The sequence below is a fragment of the Paenibacillus praedii genome, assembly GCF_049725345.1.
Taxonomy (GTDB): domain Bacteria; phylum Bacillota; class Bacilli; order Paenibacillales; family Paenibacillaceae; genus Pristimantibacillus.
On sequence record NZ_JBMWAM010000001.1, the window covers coordinates 371,230 to 388,053 of the forward strand.

A 16,824-nucleotide genomic window follows, 5' to 3' on the forward strand; every position below is an offset into this window, starting at 1 on the left:
TTTTCCTCCATCCTCGCATTACCGGCATCTTCTTTATTTATGCAGATACCGGTTCTTCTTCCTCTAGACGAACGGATACCAGCTTCGATACGCCGCCTTCCTCCATCGTAACGCCATAGAGCACATCCGCTTCTTCCATCGTCCCTTTGCGGTGTGTGACAACAATAAACTGCGTAAGCCCTGAAAACTCTCGCAAATATTGGGCAAAACGTGATACGTTCGCTTCGTCAAGCGCCGCTTCAACCTCATCGAGGACGCAGAATGGCACCGGCTTCACCTGCAAAATCGCAAATAGCAGCGCGATTGCGGTCAATGCCCGCTCTCCGCCCGAGAGCAGCTGCAGATTTTGCAGCTTCTTGCCCGGCGGCTGCGCGACAATGTCTATTCCCGTCTCCAGCACATGCTCAGGCTCGGCCAATATAAGATCCGCTCGACCTCCGCCAAAGAGCTTCGCGAACACAACAACGAAATGACCGCGTATCGCCTCGAAGGTCGTTTTGAACCGTTTGGACATTTCATCGTCCATTTCCCGAATAACCTGGTAAAGCGTCGATTTTGCTTCAATCAAGTCATCCTTTTGCTCTGTTAAAAATTCAAAACGCTCCTTCACACGCTCGTACTCATCAATTGCGCCTAAATTAACTTCGCCCAGCGCCGTAATTTGACGTTTAAGATCGCGAACCTCGTTCTGTGTGCTGACAACATCCTGAGGAATGGGATACTGCTCCTTCGCCAGCTCATAGCTAAGCTCGTATTCCTCGCTCAGCTTGCGAAGCAAGTTATCGAGCTCCACATCCAAGCGGTTTGAGGCAATTTCCGTTTGCCGCATTTGCTCTTCAACCTGTCTTAATTGCGCACGCTGCTCCTTTGTTTCGCTTTCGCCTTGATCAAGCTCGACAATACGCTGTGCGCGAGCCGCACGCTTCAAATCCGTTTGCTCTGCACACTCCTGCTTTTTCAAGCGCAGATGATTGAGCTGCTCAATCTGCTGCACGGATTCCTCGGTATGCCGCGCAAGCTCCTCCTCCTGCTGCACATACAAGGTGCGCAAGCCGGACAGCTCCTGCTTAGCCCGTTGAATGTCCGCGCGCACACGCGTAGACTGATCCTCGAACGAAAGCTTCTCCTGGTCTGTCTTCGCTGCCAGTATCTTGATATCCGTCAATTGGCCCTGCAATGCTTCCTTCTGGGATTCACTCGCCTTACGCCGTTCTTCTGCCAGACGAATCGCTTCCTGCAGCCTCGCTTCATCCTCTGCGAGCTGCTCTAACCGGAGCTCAGCCGCTGCGGCCGCTGCTTGTATATCCTTTTGCTCTGATATATGCGTGCTTCTGTCCGCGGTATAAAGCTGCCTCTGCTCCTCCAGATGCTTGGCTTCATTATTAAGCTGCTGAAGCTCCGCGCGGATCTGCTGTTCTTCAATTCGGCTCTGCTCGCCTTGGGCGCGCAGCTCCTCTATATTGTGGGTACGAATCGAGTGCTCCTTGCGGAGATCGCTAAGCTTGTCCCGCAGCTGCTCCACCATTTGGCGGGCATCCGAAATTTCCTGATCAAGCGCATCGATCTGACGCTGACGACCTAGCAGACTTGCACCCTTCTTCTGCAAGCTGCCGCCCGTCATCGAGCCTCCAGCATTAACGATATCTCCTTCCAGCGTAACGACACGATACCGGTATTGACATTTTGAAGCGATACGATTCGCCTGCTCCAGTGTCTCTGCAAGCAATACGTTCCCTAGCAAATTGTTCACGATCGCTTCATAACGTTTCTCCGAGCTAACCAATTCCGCCGCAATGCCAACAAAGCCATCAATTGCTTCAGCCGTGCGCTTATCATGCTCCGGCACCTGTCTGCCCCTTATAACATCGAGCGGCAGAAAAGTGGCGCGTCCAAGCTGCCGCTGCTTCAGAAAGCCGATTGCAGCACGGGCCGACTTCTCGTCCTCCATGACGATATGTTGGAGTGCTCCGCCTAAAGCTGTCTCTACAGCTGTCTCAATACGTTCAGGCACCCGCATCAGCTCTGCAACCGCGCCATGTACGCCGCTTATGGCGCCATTACCTTTGCGAGAAGCTTTAAGCACTTCCTTAACGCCCAGCATAAAGCCATCTAACGCGTCCTGCATTTCCTTCATCGTGTCGCGTCTTGAAACGTGACTGTCGAGCTTCTGTTCCCATTTCCGAATCGCGAGCGTCACCTCTTCGAGGCTTTGCGATATCGTCTTCGTCTGCTCTGATTCTGTAAGCAAGCGGCTTCTAGCCTGCTCAAGCCGTGCCAGAGTAGCCTCCAGCAGCTGTGAAAGCTCTGTGCGGCGTTCGTTAAGACGGATTTGCTGTTCCTGCCACTTCGACTCATCTTCGCTGATTCTCTCCATCCGGCGCTGCAGCGTTTCCTGCTGCTGAGCCGCATAGCGAATCTCATTGCGGTGCTGTGCCATCGCGCTTAGCACCGCAAGCAGCTCGCCCTTGAGCGTCTCCTCCGCATCGGCGCCTGCTCCGCCTGCAACGCCTACCAGCCTCGCTTCCTCATTGGCTATTTGCGCACGAATGTCGGCAAGCTGCAGCTCTAATGCCGCTGCTTTACTGCGAAACTCTGCTTCCTCCTGCGTCAGCGATACGATCCGCGCGTCAGAAGCGGTAATGGATTCCTCCAGCTGCCGTTTGTTTTGCTCAAGATTGCGCTTGCGCTCCTTCAGCACCTCGCCATAGCCCTCACATTTCTCGAAATCCTCGCTTATCTGCAGCATAGCTTCATGCAGCTGATCCAGCTCAAGCTCGAGATCCCGCAGCATCTGACGATCCTTCTCCAAATGCGCGTCATGCTTGCTGACGACGGTCGACAGCTGTAGCTGCTCCTGCTGCAGCCTTTCAAGCTTGCCGTTCGCCTCTGTCCAAGAGCCATGAATCTGTTCAATATTATGTACGTACATGGAAATCTCTTTGGTCTTCAGCAGCTCTTTGAGCGACTTGAAATGTATCGCCTTCTCCGACTGCTTCCGCAGCGGGCCGACCTGATCCTCCAGCTCGGTGACGAGGTCATTTATACGAAGCAGATTCTGCTCCGTTTCATCCAGCTTCTTCTGCGCCTCGCGTTTACGCGACTTATATTTGACAATGCCCGATGCTTCCTCAAAAATACCGCGCCGGTCCTCCGAGCGCGTACTCAAAATCTCTTCAATTCGGCCTTGTCCAATGATGGAGTAAGCCTCCTTGCCGATCCCTGTATCCATAAATAGCTCGGTAATATCTTTGAGTCTGCATGGCTGCTTGTTAATTAAATATTCGCTGTCGCCGCTGCGATGAACACGACGCGTAACGGTTACCTCGTGATATTCGAGCGGCAGAGCGCCGTCACCGTTATCGAGCGTAAGCGATACCTCGCTGTAATTGACCGCCTTCCGAGCGTCACTGCCAGCAAAAATAATATCCTCCATCTTGCCGCCGCGCAAGCTCTTCGCGCTTTGCTCGCCCAGCACCCAGCGTATGCCGTCCGAGATATTGCTTTTACCGCTTCCGTTCGGGCCTACCACAGCCGTTATACCGGTTACAAATTCCATTTCTGTTTTGTCCGCGAACGACTTAAAACCAAATAATTCGATCCGTTTCAGAAACATGTCTTGGTTTTCACCTCACCCCTCATTGTACCACATCTGTTAAGCCTTGATAACCATTCCATTCCCCCTGTTCAGCAAAAAAGAGAGCATCCTGAGGTCGTCAGACCATCAGGACACTCTCTTCCATTACTCCTTCGAAAACGTACGCCAAGCCTCTGCTGCCGCACGCTGTTCCGCTTCCTTCTTCGTTCTGCCGCTTCCAATACCAAAGCGCTCATCCCCGAGATAAACCTCAACGACGAACTCTCTGTCATGTGCCGGACCACGCTCTTCGATGATGCGGTATTCGACCGGACCTAGGCCGTGGTGCTGCGATCGCTCCTGCAGCTTAGACTTCGAATCTTTCACAAGCAAACCGTAATCATTCGATTCCACGAATGGGAACATATGCTCATTTAAAAAGGCTCTCGTCCGCTCGATTCCAGCGTCTACGAAGATCGCTCCAACAAACGATTCGAACAAATCCGCAAGCAAAGCCTGTCTTTGTCTGCCTCCGAGCTGCTCCTCGCCGCGACCTAGCAGCACATGAGCGCCGAGCTCCAGTCGTTCAGCGAATTGCGCCAGCGACGGCTCGCATACGATGGACGCACGCATCCGCGTCAGCTCACCCTCTGGGCGCTGCGGGTATGTCGTGAACAAATACTCCGACACAAGCAGCTGCAGCACCGCATCTCCCAGAAATTCCAATCGCTCATTATCTTGTGCAGACCCGCGTTTGTGTTCATTCACATAAGAGGTATGAGTAAAGGCCTGTTTGAGCAGCTTCGTCCGCTTAAAGCTGAGCTGCAGCTTCTGCTGCAGCTCATAGAAGGGATCACGCTTCATATACTTTCATCACGATCGTAGCATTATGACCGCCGAATCCGAAGGAATTCGACAGCGCTGTACGGACGTTAGCTTCACGAGGCTTATTCGGCACATAATCGAGATCGCATTCCGGATCTTGATTGTCCAGATTGATCGTTGGAGCAATCACGCCGCTCTTAAGCGTCAGGCCTAAAATAACGGCTTCTACGCCGCCAGCCGCTCCGAGCAGATGGCCTGTCATCGATTTGGTCGAGCTAACCGCTACTTTATAAGCATGGTCGCCGAACGCTTTCTTAATCGCCTTCGTTTCTGAGCGATCGCCTACCGGCGTCGACGTACCGTGCGCATTAATATAATCGATTTCGGATGGCTCAATGCCTGCATCCTTGATCGCCTTCGTCATACAACGAGCAGCTCCGTCTGGATCAGGCTCTGTCATATGGTGAGCGTCACCGCTCATGCCATAGCCAATGACCTCAGCGTAAATCTTTGCACCTCGCGCCTGTGCATGCTCAAGCGATTCCAGCACAAGAACGCCAGCGCCCTCACCCATAACGAAGCCATCGCGATCGATGTCGAAGGGACGGCTTGCTTTTTCCGGCTCGTCATTGCGAACGGACATCGCACGCATGGAACAAAAGCCCGCCATACCTGTAGGTCTGATTGTCGCTTCCGCTCCGCCAGCAATCATCACGTCGGCATCGCCGCGCTGAATCAATTTGAACGAATCACCGATGGAGTGTGTTCCGGTTGCACATGCGGTAACCGCTGTGCTGTTCGGCCCCTTAGCACCGGTCAGCATCGATACTTGGCCGGACGCCATATTCGCGATCATCATTGGAATAAAGAAAGGACTCACTCGCTTCGGCCCTTTCTCTAAGAGGATGTTATGCTGATCCTCCCAGGTACCAAGACCTCCGATACCAGATCCTACCATTACGCCAACGCGCTCAGCATCGGCATTTTCGCCGATTTTCAAATCTGCATCCTTTACCGCAAGCTGGCTTGCCACAGCAGCAAACTGAACGAAACGGTCCATTCTGCGGGCTTCTTTTTTATCTAAACCGTAATCCTCAGGATTGAAGTTTTTGATTTCTGCAGCAATCCGGGTCGGATATTCAGAAAAATCGAATGCCTCAACTACAGAGACACCAGACTTGCCATCCATCAAATTTCCCCAAAACTGCTCCAAATCCGAGCCTAACGAGGTAATAACCCCCATACCTGTAACCACTACTCTTTGTTTCATTCCATTCACCTCTACAGACAGCGATATAGATGACCGCGCTTGCATCATCTTCATTTATATATAAAAGCTATCACGCTTTGCATAATCTCAAGTTTGAAAACGAGCAGTATGGAGAGAAGTCCCGTTTGTTATAACGGGACTTGTCCTTTTTACGTATGAGATTGTATGTATTTAACTACTTCTCCCACCGTCGTGATTGTCTCTGCATCTTCATCAGAGATTTCCATATCAAACTCGTCTTCTAGCTCCATGACCAATTCTACGACATCAAGAGAGTCAGCGCCGAGGTCATCTTTAAAGGAAGCTTCAAGTGTTACTTCTGCTTCGTCCACGCCAAGTCGGTCGATGACGATACGTTTTACGCGATCTACTACTTCGGACATCCGGTTCACCTCCTCCATGGTATTATACGAGAATTAAAGATAAAATGCCATACGCAACCGTTTTAATTCCAAAGAGCGGAATAATCGGCGCTACATGTACATGCCGCCGTCCACATGAATCGTCTGACCGGTCATATAGGCCGATGCATCCGATGCAAGGAAACGAACCGCATTTGCAATGTCGCCAGGGTCACCAAGCCGCGCAAGCGGAATTTGGCCGGACAACGACTCGCGCATTTCTTCCGGCAGCTTATCGGTCATGTCGGTCTGAATAAATCCAGGGGCGACGCAGTTGACAGTAATGCCGCGTGAAGCAAGCTCGCGCGCGCTAGCCTTCGTCAGACCAATCACGCCGGCTTTAGCCGCAACGTAGTTCGCCTGACCGGGATTTCCAAGCACGCCGACAACCGATGAAATGTTAATAATTCGGCCGGAGCGCTGCTTCATCATGGGACGAGTGACCGCTTTGATGCCATTGAACACACCTTTCAGGTTTGTCTCAATGACCTGGTCGAATTCGTCTTCCTTCATACGCATAATAAGATTATCTCTTGTAATGCCGGCATTATTCACCAAAATATCAATCGCTCCGAACTGCGCAATTACTTCCTTCACCATGGATTCGAATTCATCCGTCTTGCCGACATTCGCTTGCAGAATGATCGCCCGTCTTCCAAACGCTTCAACAGCTTGCGCCGTCTCGGCTGCCGCTGCTTCGCTGCCGGAGTAGTTAATGGCAACGTCAGCACCTGCTTCAGCGAGAGCAATAGCGATAGCTCTCCCGATCCCGCGCGATGCACCGGTTACGAGCGCCTTCTTCCCTTCCAGGCTGGCAAACATTCAATCCCCTCCTATTTGTGTTAATTCACCTGCAGCGCATCCAGCGCAGAGATGCTGTTTACCGAAATAACCCGCACGTTTTTGTCGATCTTCTTAATCAAGCCGGCAAGCACCGTACCTGAACCGATTTCAACAAACGTGTCTACACCCTGCTCAATCAAATAACGGATGCTGTCCTCCCATAGAACCGGTGAATACACCTGCTCTACGAGCAAGCTGCGAATTTCGTCCGCAGCTGTTACCGCACGCGCCGTCACATTCGCCACGACAGGCACAGAAGCGTCTTGCAGTTCAAGATTCGCAAGCATTGCTTGCAAATTGTCCGCCGCAGGCTTCATCAGCGAGGAATGGAACGGTCCGCTGACCTCCAGTGGAATGACCCGCTTCGCGCCGGCCTCTTCCTTCCCCCGTTCAACCACCGCTTGGACTCCTGCAGCCGTACCGGATACAACAATTTGACCAGGGCAGTTTACATTCGCGAGCTCAACAGCTGAGCCTTCAGCCGTAATCGACGCGCATAGCCCTGCGAGCGTATCACGCTCCGCACCGAGCACCGCTGCCATCGCCCCTTGACCGCTTGGAACGGCCTGTTCCATAAATTGACCGCGGGCACGAACGGTGCGAACGGCATCCTCGAACGAGAGTACACCTGCAGCCACTAGAGCACTGTATTCGCCAAGGCTGTGCCCCGCTACGAAATCCGCCTTCAAGCCGCGTCCTTCCAGCGCCGCAAGCAGCGCGATGCTCACAGTCAGCAGTGCAGGCTGTGTATTTGCGGTTTGCTTAAGCGCATCATCCGGACCCTCAAAAATGATTCGGCTCAATTCAAAACCTAACGCAGCATCCGCTTGCTCAAAAATCGATCGCGAACGATCAAAGCTATCATAAACATCCTTGCCCATTCCAACAGCCTGGGCGCCTTGCCCTGGAAACACAAATGCCGTTTTACTCAACGTATTGCCCCCTTACAAGCTAAAGATCTGCAATCAGATAACGAAATATAATTTTACCAAATAAGAACGGATGCTCCCCAGGTTAAACCGCCGCCAAACCCAACCAGCACAAGGCAGTCCCCTTCGTTCACGCGTCCCTGCTCTACGGCTTCAGCTAAAGCAACCGGTATTGAAGCAGCAGACATGTTGCCATACTTGTCAAGGTTGACCATCGCTTTGTCTTCCGACAGGTTCAAGCGATTAAGCGCCGATTGTATGATTCTGATATTCGCTTGATGCGGAACGAGAAGATCGACGTCTTCCTTGGCTATGCCCGCTTTCTGCAGAGCATCCTCTGCTGCGCTTCCCATAATGCGAACGGCAAACTTGAAAACATCATTGCCGGCCATATGAATATAATGCTGCTTGGACTGAATGCTTTCCTCTGTCGCCGGAACCCTGGATCCGCCGCCATGAACCTTAAGCAGCTCTCCGCCGCTGCCGTCCGCCCCAAGCTCGAACGAACGGAAACCGCGCCCTTCCTCTACTTGCCCAAGCACAACAGCACCGGCGCCGTCACCGAACAAAATGCAGGTATTACGGTCCGAATAATCCGTAATGCGGCTTAATGTTTCCGCGCCTACCACAAGCACATGCTTGTACATACCTGTCGCTATCATGTTGGAGCCCGTCGCTAAGCCATAGATGAAGCCGGAACAGGCCGCAGAAAGGTCAAAAGCAGCTGCTTTCTTCGCACCCAGCTTATCCTGCAGCAAGCAGGCCGTTGAAGGAAAAAACATATCCGGCGTAATCGTAGCAACGATAATAAGATCGATATCTTCAGCTGTAAGACCAGCCGCCTCGATCGCTATTCGCGATGCTTGCAGAGCTAGATCGGAGGTCGCCTCTTCGGCAGCAGCAATTCTGCGCTCCTTAATGCCTGTTCGGGTAACAATCCACTCATCGTTAGTTTCGACCATCTTCTCTAGCTCGTGATTCGATAATATACGTTCGGGAACATATTTACCCGTTCCTATAATTCCGACAGGATGTAAATTCATTTCACACACTCATTTCCCGTTAATTTCAGCTGCAATTGATTCGGTAAGCTGACCTTGAATCGCTATACGTGCTTGGCGCACCGCGTTTTTCACGGCGAGAACGTCAGATGAGCCATGACATTTCACAACTAGGCCGTTCAATCCAAGCAGCGGAGCGCCGCCATGCTCTTTGTAATCCATTTTTTTCTTAATGGTACGCAGCTTAGGCAGCATAATGGCCGCAGCCAGCTTTGTCATGAGAGATTGACCGAAAGCATCCTTCAGCGAAGTGAAAATCGTACCCGCTGCACCTTCCATGGCCTTCAGCATAATGTTCCCTGCAAAGCCGTCGCACACCAGCACATCACAGCCGCGCGTTAAAACATCCCTTGCTTCCACATTGCCAATAAAATGAATCGGCGCCTGGGACAGCAAATCATATGCGAGCTTCGAGATTTCATTTCCTTTCTTCGCCTCGGTGCCTACATTAAGCAGACCAACCCGCGGCTTCTCCATCCCATGCACCTTAGCGCGATAAATACTGCCCATTATCGCGTATTGCAGCAAATGCTCTGGCTTTGCGTCCATGTTAGCTCCAAGATCGAGCGCCAGCACGCCAATATCATCCATCGTCGGCATCATCGGCGCTAGCGCCGGTCTCTCAATGCCGTCCAGCCTTCCAACTACAAGCAGCCCTGTCGCCATTAATGCTCCTGTGTTACCTGCCGAGAGCATCGCGTCCGCCTGCTTCTCGCGAACGAGCTGGCCGGCTACGACCATAGATGCCCCTTTCTTCCGACGCACTGCCTTCACTGGCTCATCATCAGGCCCGATCACCTCATCAGCGTGATAAATCGTCACGTTAGCGGGCTTCTGCCCATTCATAAGCGGTTCAATTGCAGCGGTGTCTCCGACCAGCAGCAGCTCCGTATCGGGCCACTGCGCCGCTGCCTCCAATGCGCCTTGCACAATTAAGCCTGGCGCGTTATCTCCGCCCATCGCGTCAATAGCGATCCGCAATTCCGTCTCCCCCTCCACTGTCTGTGTCTCCCGCGGACCGATAAATGACAAAGTTTCCTTGGAATACCATTTCATCGCCTACATACGTGAACAGCTCCACCTTCGCCTTGCTGCGCTCTCCCGAAATCGAACGAACGTAAGCTTTGGCGATACATTTCTCCCCCAGCTTCACCGGGCGTATAAAACGAATATCAGCTGTTACCGTAAGGGCTATTTCATCGTTTATAACAGCAACCGCAAGTGAGTTCGCTTGCGCAAATACGTGATGTCCGCGTGCGATGCCGGTTCTTGAGAATACATGCTCCTCCCGAATCTCGAACACCGATATACCGCTCTTGTCTAATTCCAGATCAACAATATCGCCTATCACCTCATGCAAAGGCAGTGACCTAACGGAGTCGTAGGAGCGTTCAGCCATCAGCTTCAGCCGTTCTCTAAGCTCCGGAATCGCGAGCTCCATTCGATCCAGCCGAATCGTCTGGATACTCACCTTAAGCAGTCGCGTGAGCTCCCGATCCGTTATGAAGGGATTTTCTTCGATTAATCGGGCTAGCTGCTGATGCCGCTGCCGTTTGGGCATTCGTTCGATGTTCGGCACCACCTTATACAGTATAGTGACAGTTTTATTATTAACCCCAATTCGCTGTTTGATAGCAGCTCGCGTTAAGGTTAGTTTATGTATGTTACTTGATATTATCACCTGGTACTAATTAAGTATATAAAAAAAATCGGCCTAGTGCAACGAAGTGCAGCACTTTCCTACATTCAGCCTGTTCTTTCTTAGCACTTACAGCGATTTTCAAAAAAATAACACTCCATCATATGATGGAGTGCCATTAATGAAACCATTCCATTATTGGGAAATGATCTCTTTTGTTTTGTAATATCCACATACTTTGCACACGTGATGAGCTAACTTAAGCTCTCCACACTGTTCGCATTTCACCATACCCGGTATTGCAAGCTTAAAATGCGTACGACGTTTGTCGCGGCGAGTTTTGGATGTTCTACGTTGAGGTACTGCCATATTTCCCACCTCCTTCAAAAAATCAATCGCTACTTGCGCTTATTCCTTAAATAAATCCTTCAGCGCCGCAAAACGAACATCAATCTTCTCGTTCTGACAGCTGCATTTGTGCTCATTTAAGTTCTGTCCGCATGTTGGACATAGGCCTTTACAGTCATCGCTGCAAAGCGGGGCAAATGGTATGGACAGCTGAAGCGCTTCTTCCACATAAGGCATCAGGTCCAATTTGTCCGCATTTACTTCAACAAAGTCACTGATCTCTTCTTCTGTGTATTCGTCGCTCTCTACGTTAGTCGCAGCTCGTTTGAATACCTCAGAGAAAGGAATGACGATATGATCCTGCACCGGTCCAAGACACCGTGAGCAAACGAGCTCTAAGTCGATAGCAAGCTTGCCATCCACTTCGATAAAGCCCTCATGCCCGGTAACCTGAAGCGTTACATGAAGCGATCCTGCTCGGTAAACATCTTGGCGTCCTTTGAATAGATCATTGACATCTAACTGCTCATTGATCGTCGATTTAAGACTTTTGGACATTGTTTCTTGCATATGAAACTGCATCTGATCACCCCAAACAAACAAAGATTATTATATCTATCAGCCTACCGTTTTGTCAACATTTTCACACTGTTTTTCGTCAAAACACATCCGACCGATGTGTGATGGACAACACTGTGATATAGTGAAACAACCAGCATTTTACATAGAAAGGACAAAGCGAATGCGCACAGTCGGGCTAATTGTGGAATACAACCCATTTCATAACGGTCATCTTTATCATTTGCAGCAGTCACGCAAAATAACGCAGTCGGATGCTGTAGTCGCTGTTATGAGCGGCCATTTCCTGCAGCGAGGCGAGCCTGCCCTGCTCGACAAATGGATCCGAACAAGGACCGCTCTTGATGGCGGGTGCGATCTTGTCATTGAGCTGCCAGTCGCTTATGCTACGCAGGCTGCTGAATGGTTTGCTTACGGCGCCGTTTCCTTGCTCGAAGCAACGGGTGTCGTAGACAGCTTCTGCTTCGGCACGGAGAGCGGCGAGCTTGCACCGCTGCTTCAAGCGGCTGAGGTCGTTGCCCATGAGCCACCAGATTTCAAAAGATGTTTAAAGGAAAAGCTTCAGACCGGAATAAGCTATCCTAACGCATACAGCAGCGCTGTTTCTGAATATTTAGCTGAGCATGGACATGCCTCTGCCGCTAATTTCCCATTCGCGCTGCCAAATCATACATTGGCGCTGCATTATTTACTTGCCCTGAAACGAATCAACGGCAAAATGGAGCCCTTCACCATTGCGCGCGAGAAATCGCAATATAATCAGGAAACCGTGACTGATACTCAAATTGCCAGCGCGACTGCGATTCGCAAGCTGCTGCTGGAGCAGCGTTCGCTGGATGCCGCGCGATCATACATGCCTCCCTCCACATTCCAAGCGCTGGAGCAGGCATGGTTGGACGGGCATTGCCCAATCAGCTGGGAGCTATTCACGAGCCAACTGTTTCATGCGATCGTCACTCGTTCTGCTGCAGAACTTGCCAGCATGCATGAAATATCCGAAGGGCTGGAGCACCGCATTCGAAGCACTCTGCCAAAGCTCGCTACCAGGCAATTCGAAGAATTGCTGGCAGCGCTGAAAACCAAGCGCTATACGCGCACTAAGCTTCAAAGAGCGCTTCTCTCCGTGCTTCTTGGACATACCAAAGCAGATTTCACGGCAGATAAGCTCGCTTCCGGCATCGAATACATAAGAGTGCTCGGCTTCACCGAGAAGGGCAAGCAGCTATTAAAGCGAATGCGCACTACCGCCGCATTGCCTGTGCTGCTTAGCGCGGCCAGGGCACCACAGCCTTACCGTTATCTTGAGGTTGATGTACAAGCGAGCAGCGTATATATGCTTGGTATGCCAAACACGGCTTCACCGCAGTCCTTGTTCCGAGATTTCACGAATAAACCGATTACGATTTAATCAGCAATAGAAATCAATAATGGCTATTGGCTATTCAGATTCTTTGAATTCCTCTATGCGATCCAAGGCTTCCTGAAGCGTCGCAACACTTACCACTTTCATGGAGGTGTCGATCGACCTGGCTTTCTCATCCGCCTCCTTGAAATTGTCCGCAGGCGCCAGAAACAGCTGAGCGCCTTCTTCGCTTGAGATGACAATCTTCTGTTTAATCCCGCCGATTGCGCCAACCTTACCATCCGCTGTAATCGTTCCGGTTGCTGCAATCCGATGACCGCCGGACAAATCTCCTTCAGTCAGCAAATCGAGCGCCTGCAGCGTGAATACCAAACCGGCTGAAGGTCCTCCAATCTCGCCCGCCGCAATCGTCAAATGGTAGCGGGGATCGTCGGGCTCCAAGCTCCGAAGCTCAGTCAGACTAATGATGCCCAGCGCCTTCAACCGCTCCTCTTCCGTAACACCAGTCCCCTGAGCGCGGGCAGGAATGAGAACGCGAATGACCTCTTCACCCCGTTCCACATCGAATGCAGCAGACGGTTCCTTATTTAAGGCTTGCAGCAGCCCGAACAACTCCTCAATATTTTCGAATCGCGCTCCTCCAGTCAGCCCGAGCAGCTTATCGCCTGCCTGAAAAGGCGCCAACAGCCGATTCTCAGCCGTATACGCATCCGAAACGATAATGGCTTGCGGCTTACTCTTATAAGGCAAGCCCGCATGCCGATATGCAGCCTCTACCGCATTATTTTGCGAGCCCTGCATGATGACGTTCAGTCTCTCCACATATTGCTGCCTGGAATAACCCCGAAGCACATCCCTTTTCAGATACACATCCTTACTCGAATCCCACATCGACTGCAGCGTGCTCAAAAAGTTAGGCTCCGTCATTTTTACCGCGGTGAGCAAAAATTCGCCATCCCCCAGACGGTCGCCTTCCTCGATTGAGATCATCGGTTCGACCGGCACCGCAAGTCCCGGCTCATATACGACATAAGGTGTAGGAGCATAAAGCAATATCCACATCATCAAAGCCGTAACAATAACGATATAAATAAGGCGGCGAAAATCCGATCGTTTTTCTTGCACCCTCCATTCCCCCATTCTGAATGCTAGATGGTCTATCCTCCGTCGCGCATGCGTACTATTTAACGTATACGGTTGTCCTCTTTAGGATAGAATTGACCGCTATATTGCGCCGCACATCGATTACCCGCCCAGTGAAACAAGGAGTTGAGTGGCATTGGCCAAGACAGTTATGCTAGCAGTTATTTCCATTATGTTAGTTGTCGCAATCATCCTGCAGCCAGATGCTGCTTTTCAAGCATCGCTGCAAGGTCTCACCGTATGGTGGAATATCGTATTTCCCGGCATGCTGCCGTTTCTCGTCCTATTTGAGCTGATTGCGGCCTTCGGTCTTGCGCATGCTTTCGGCTCGCTCCTGCAGCCGCTTATGGGCAGGCTATTCAAGCTTCCCGGCGAAGCGGCAATCGCAATCGCGTTAGGATGGATGGGTGGATTTCCGGCCGGCCCGGAAGCAGTAGCATCTCTTCGCAAAAGAAAGCTGGTGACAAAACAACAGGGCCAGCGTCTGCTAGCCCTTGCTCATATGCCTAATCCGCTGTTCATGATTGTTGTCATCGGAGCAGGCTTCCTGCATAAGCCTATCGTTGGCACCATGCTTGCCGCAGCCGTATGGCTGTCGGCGATTTGGCTATTGCTTCTTGCTTCGCTGTTTATCCATGAGGGAGGTACCGAAAACATTCATGAACCTCCGAGCGCCTCAACTAAGCAGCGCATCAGCTTACTGGAGCGAGCGGCCGAAGCGCTGCATCTCGGCAGAGAGCAAGACGGCCGCAGCTTTGGCAAAGCGCTCGGCGACGCCGTCTCATCCAGCGTCCAAAAACTAATGATGATTGGCGGCTTCATGATCTTCGCAGCGGTGCTTGCGAAATTAACCGAGCCGCTGTTTGACCCGCTTCTGGCTTATCTGGAGCTAAACTTCCTCACTCAAGCCTTTTTCGAAGGCCACTTAGGCGCTTATGCCGCTTCGATATGGGACGCACCGGGCACCAGCACACGATTGAATGCCGCTGTGATATCCGCCGTACTCGCTTGGAGCGGACTAAGCGGCATTTTGCAGACAGGCTATGCCATTACAGGCACAGATTTAAAGCTTCTCCCGTTCGTAGCCTGGCGAGCCGCTCATGCCATCCACGCGTTTGTTTTCATGTTTCTGCTATGGAAGCCCATTACATCCCTGCTTCGAACCTTGCTGCCGGAAGAAGCAGTCCCTGCTGCTGCAATCCCAGAATCTCTTAATATAGATCCCGTTGCTCCCGTTACGTGGAGAGTGGGAGATTTTCCGCAGCTATGGCAGTTCTCCTTAACCGGATGTCTGTTGATGGCCTTCCTGTGTCTTTTGCTATCCCTCATGCTCTGGCCCTATCGACGTACGAATAGATCGTTATAGGATAAGAGCAAGCTCTTTCAGCAGATCACATGCGAGCTTTATATTTCTCTCTTAACTGCTGCTCCACAACAGGAGGCACCAGCTCATGCACCGCTCCGTTAAACTGTGCAATTTCCTTCACTATGCTTGAGCTTAAATAGGAATATTTCGGATTCGTCATCATGAACATCGTATCAATCTCTTCATCCAGCAAATGATTTGTGGAGGCAAGCTGAAGCTCGTATTCGAAATCCGTTACGGAACGAATGCCTCTAATAATCACATTTGCCTGCTTTGATTTCATAAATCGAACGAGCAGATCCCGGAAGCTGTCGATTTCGACATTCGGAATGTCGCGCGTCACTTCCATAAGCAGCTCCTTGCGCTCCTCTACCGAGAATAGCGGATTTTTACTCGTATTATTTAGCACAGCGACAATAAGCCGGTCAAATTGCTTCGCGGATCTGCGAATAATATCCAGATGACCATAGGTTACAGGGTCAAACGTGCCCGGGTACACGGCAACGCGTTCTTGTTTACTCGTTGACACCGGCCTCACTCCCTTCGTGTATATCTTCGTTGTTGTATGTATATATCGACACAGCGATATCGCCGTATTTGGCATGCTTCATTTGGTCAAAATGGTCCAGCCGCTCCGGGTACTTATGAGCCGCATCGTGTTCCACAACAATGATTGCCCCTGACTCAAGTAGTTTAAGCTCAGCAAGTTGCTCCATCAATGCGTCCATTGTTATCATTTTGTAGGGCGGATCGAGCAAAACAAGACGGAACCGCTGTCCCCGCTTAGCTAACGCTTTCAAAGCACGTTCGGCGTCGTTCCGATAAATTTCGGCGGCACTGCCCATCCTTGCCGTTTCTACATTTTGACGGATCGTGTCGATGCTTATTTTCTCCCGATCAATAAACACCGTCCGTTCTATCCCTCTGCTCCAAGCCTCAATACCTAAGCCGCCTGTCCCTGCGAACAGGTCCAGTGCCATTCCCCCATCGAAGTAAGGTCCGATCATGCTAAATATGGCTTCCTTCACCTTATCCGTTGTCGGCCTTGTGTTCATACCGGGTACAGCCTTCAGCGTGCGGCCCTTGGCCTCGCCCGCAATGACTCTCACTGCAATTGCCCCCTTCTATCTGGTCCCCGCCTATCGTACCATACAACCCCTTTGTTAATAAAGCAGAAGCATGTCGAATGAAAAGCAATACAAGCCCATTCCAGCTCGATTGAAAATAATTACATCCTATAAATGTATAATTCTCATCAAACCGGACAAGATAAAGTCATCGGCGTCGCAAGATGTCGTAGACAACCGCGGAGAAGACTTACGTTTCCCCATAAGTTCTTCGTCCGGTTTCTCCTCTCCCATGAAAAGGAGCCCTAGAAATAGGGCTCCGATTTTTTTTGTAAATCCCTTATATATCATGTTTTGAAATTCCTGGTTATTTCATCGAAGTGCATAAGTCATGTTTTTTTAATAAATTCTGCTTA

At 51.1% G+C, this 16,824-nt stretch carries 16 protein-coding genes; 2 read left to right on the forward strand and 14 right to left on the reverse strand.

What is annotated here, in order from left to right; genetic code table 11:
• Positions 1-37 precede the first annotated feature (37 nt).
• From smc to ACO9K6_RS01880, 11 genes are all read right to left on the reverse strand, one after another.
• A complete protein-coding gene (smc, locus tag ACO9K6_RS01830) occupies positions 38-3,613 on the reverse strand; it encodes a chromosome segregation protein SMC (protein WP_424765818.1) in 3,576 nt (1,191 codons plus the stop codon).
• A 126-nt stretch (positions 3,614-3,739) separates the two neighbouring features.
• On the reverse strand, positions 3,740-4,438 hold the full coding sequence (gene rnc / locus ACO9K6_RS01835; protein ID WP_424765819.1) for a ribonuclease III: 699 nt from the start codon (positions 4,436-4,438) through the stop codon (positions 3,740-3,742).
• Complete coding sequence (gene fabF / locus ACO9K6_RS01840) at positions 4,428-5,669, reverse strand: beta-ketoacyl-ACP synthase II (RefSeq protein ID WP_424765820.1); 1,242 nt, start codon at positions 5,667-5,669, stop codon at positions 4,428-4,430. The genes rnc and fabF overlap by 11 nt, the downstream gene beginning before the upstream one ends.
• Before the next feature lie 149 nt (positions 5,670-5,818).
• Entirely contained in the window at positions 5,819-6,052 is a 234-nt protein-coding gene (locus tag ACO9K6_RS01845; protein ID WP_053375686.1) for an acyl carrier protein, read from the reverse strand.
• A gap of 90 nt (positions 6,053-6,142) precedes the next feature.
• Entirely contained in the window at positions 6,143-6,892 is a 750-nt protein-coding gene (gene fabG, locus ACO9K6_RS01850; protein WP_424765821.1) for a 3-oxoacyl-[acyl-carrier-protein] reductase, read from the reverse strand.
• 20 nt (positions 6,893-6,912) lie between these two features.
• Complete coding sequence (gene fabD / locus ACO9K6_RS01855) at positions 6,913-7,845, reverse strand: ACP S-malonyltransferase (RefSeq protein ID WP_424765822.1); 933 nt, start codon at positions 7,843-7,845, stop codon at positions 6,913-6,915.
• Positions 7,846-7,898: 53 nt separating this feature from the next.
• The gene (locus tag ACO9K6_RS01860) at positions 7,899-8,885 is read right to left on the reverse strand and encodes a beta-ketoacyl-ACP synthase III (RefSeq protein ID WP_424765823.1); all 987 of its coding nucleotides are present in this window, start codon (positions 8,883-8,885) and stop codon (positions 7,899-7,901) included.
• A 9-nt stretch (positions 8,886-8,894) separates the two neighbouring features.
• Positions 8,895-9,884, reverse strand: coding sequence for a phosphate acyltransferase PlsX (gene plsX, locus ACO9K6_RS01865; protein ID WP_424765951.1), 990 nt, complete (start codon positions 9,882-9,884; stop codon positions 8,895-8,897).
• A complete protein-coding gene (gene fapR / locus ACO9K6_RS01870; protein WP_424765824.1) occupies positions 9,868-10,464 on the reverse strand; it encodes a transcription factor FapR in 597 nt (198 codons plus the stop codon). The genes plsX and fapR overlap by 17 nt, the downstream gene beginning before the upstream one ends.
• Positions 10,465-10,737: 273 nt before the next feature.
• Positions 10,738-10,911, reverse strand: a complete 174-nt coding sequence (gene rpmF / locus ACO9K6_RS01875; RefSeq protein WP_116043433.1) for a 50S ribosomal protein L32 — start codon at positions 10,909-10,911, stop codon at positions 10,738-10,740.
• 39 nt (positions 10,912-10,950) lie between these two features.
• Positions 10,951-11,472: a YceD family protein gene (locus ACO9K6_RS01880; protein WP_424765825.1), complete on the reverse strand. Its 522-nt coding sequence runs from the start codon at positions 11,470-11,472 to the stop codon at positions 10,951-10,953.
• Positions 11,473-11,632: 160 nt separating this feature from the next.
• Between ACO9K6_RS01880 and ACO9K6_RS01885 the strand changes: the two genes are divergently transcribed.
• Positions 11,633-12,877, forward strand: coding sequence for a nucleotidyltransferase (locus tag ACO9K6_RS01885; protein ID WP_424765826.1), 1,245 nt, complete (start codon positions 11,633-11,635; stop codon positions 12,875-12,877).
• A 30-nt stretch (positions 12,878-12,907) separates the two neighbouring features.
• Here ACO9K6_RS01885 and ACO9K6_RS01890 read toward each other — a convergent pair whose 3' ends face one another.
• Positions 12,908-13,957: a YlbL family protein gene (locus ACO9K6_RS01890; RefSeq protein ID WP_424765827.1), complete on the reverse strand. Its 1,050-nt coding sequence runs from the start codon at positions 13,955-13,957 to the stop codon at positions 12,908-12,910.
• A 154-nt stretch (positions 13,958-14,111) separates the two neighbouring features.
• Here ACO9K6_RS01890 and ACO9K6_RS01895 point away from each other — a divergent pair, with 154 nt between their 5' ends.
• Positions 14,112-15,341, forward strand: coding sequence for a nucleoside recognition domain-containing protein (locus ACO9K6_RS01895; protein ID WP_424765828.1), 1,230 nt, complete (start codon positions 14,112-14,114; stop codon positions 15,339-15,341).
• Between the two features lie 25 nt (positions 15,342-15,366).
• Here ACO9K6_RS01895 and coaD read toward each other — a convergent pair whose 3' ends face one another.
• Together coaD and rsmD are read right to left on the reverse strand one after the other, a co-directional pair.
• Positions 15,367-15,870, reverse strand: coding sequence for a pantetheine-phosphate adenylyltransferase (gene coaD, locus ACO9K6_RS01900; protein ID WP_424765829.1), 504 nt, complete (start codon positions 15,868-15,870; stop codon positions 15,367-15,369).
• Positions 15,857-16,450 carry a 16S rRNA (guanine(966)-N(2))-methyltransferase RsmD gene (gene rsmD, locus ACO9K6_RS01905; RefSeq protein ID WP_424765830.1) on the reverse strand — a complete coding sequence of 198 codons (594 nt, stop codon included), beginning with the start codon at positions 16,448-16,450 and terminating at the stop codon, positions 15,857-15,859. Before rsmD ends, coaD begins: the two co-directional genes overlap by 14 nt.
• Between the last annotated feature and the right edge of the window lie 374 nt (positions 16,451-16,824).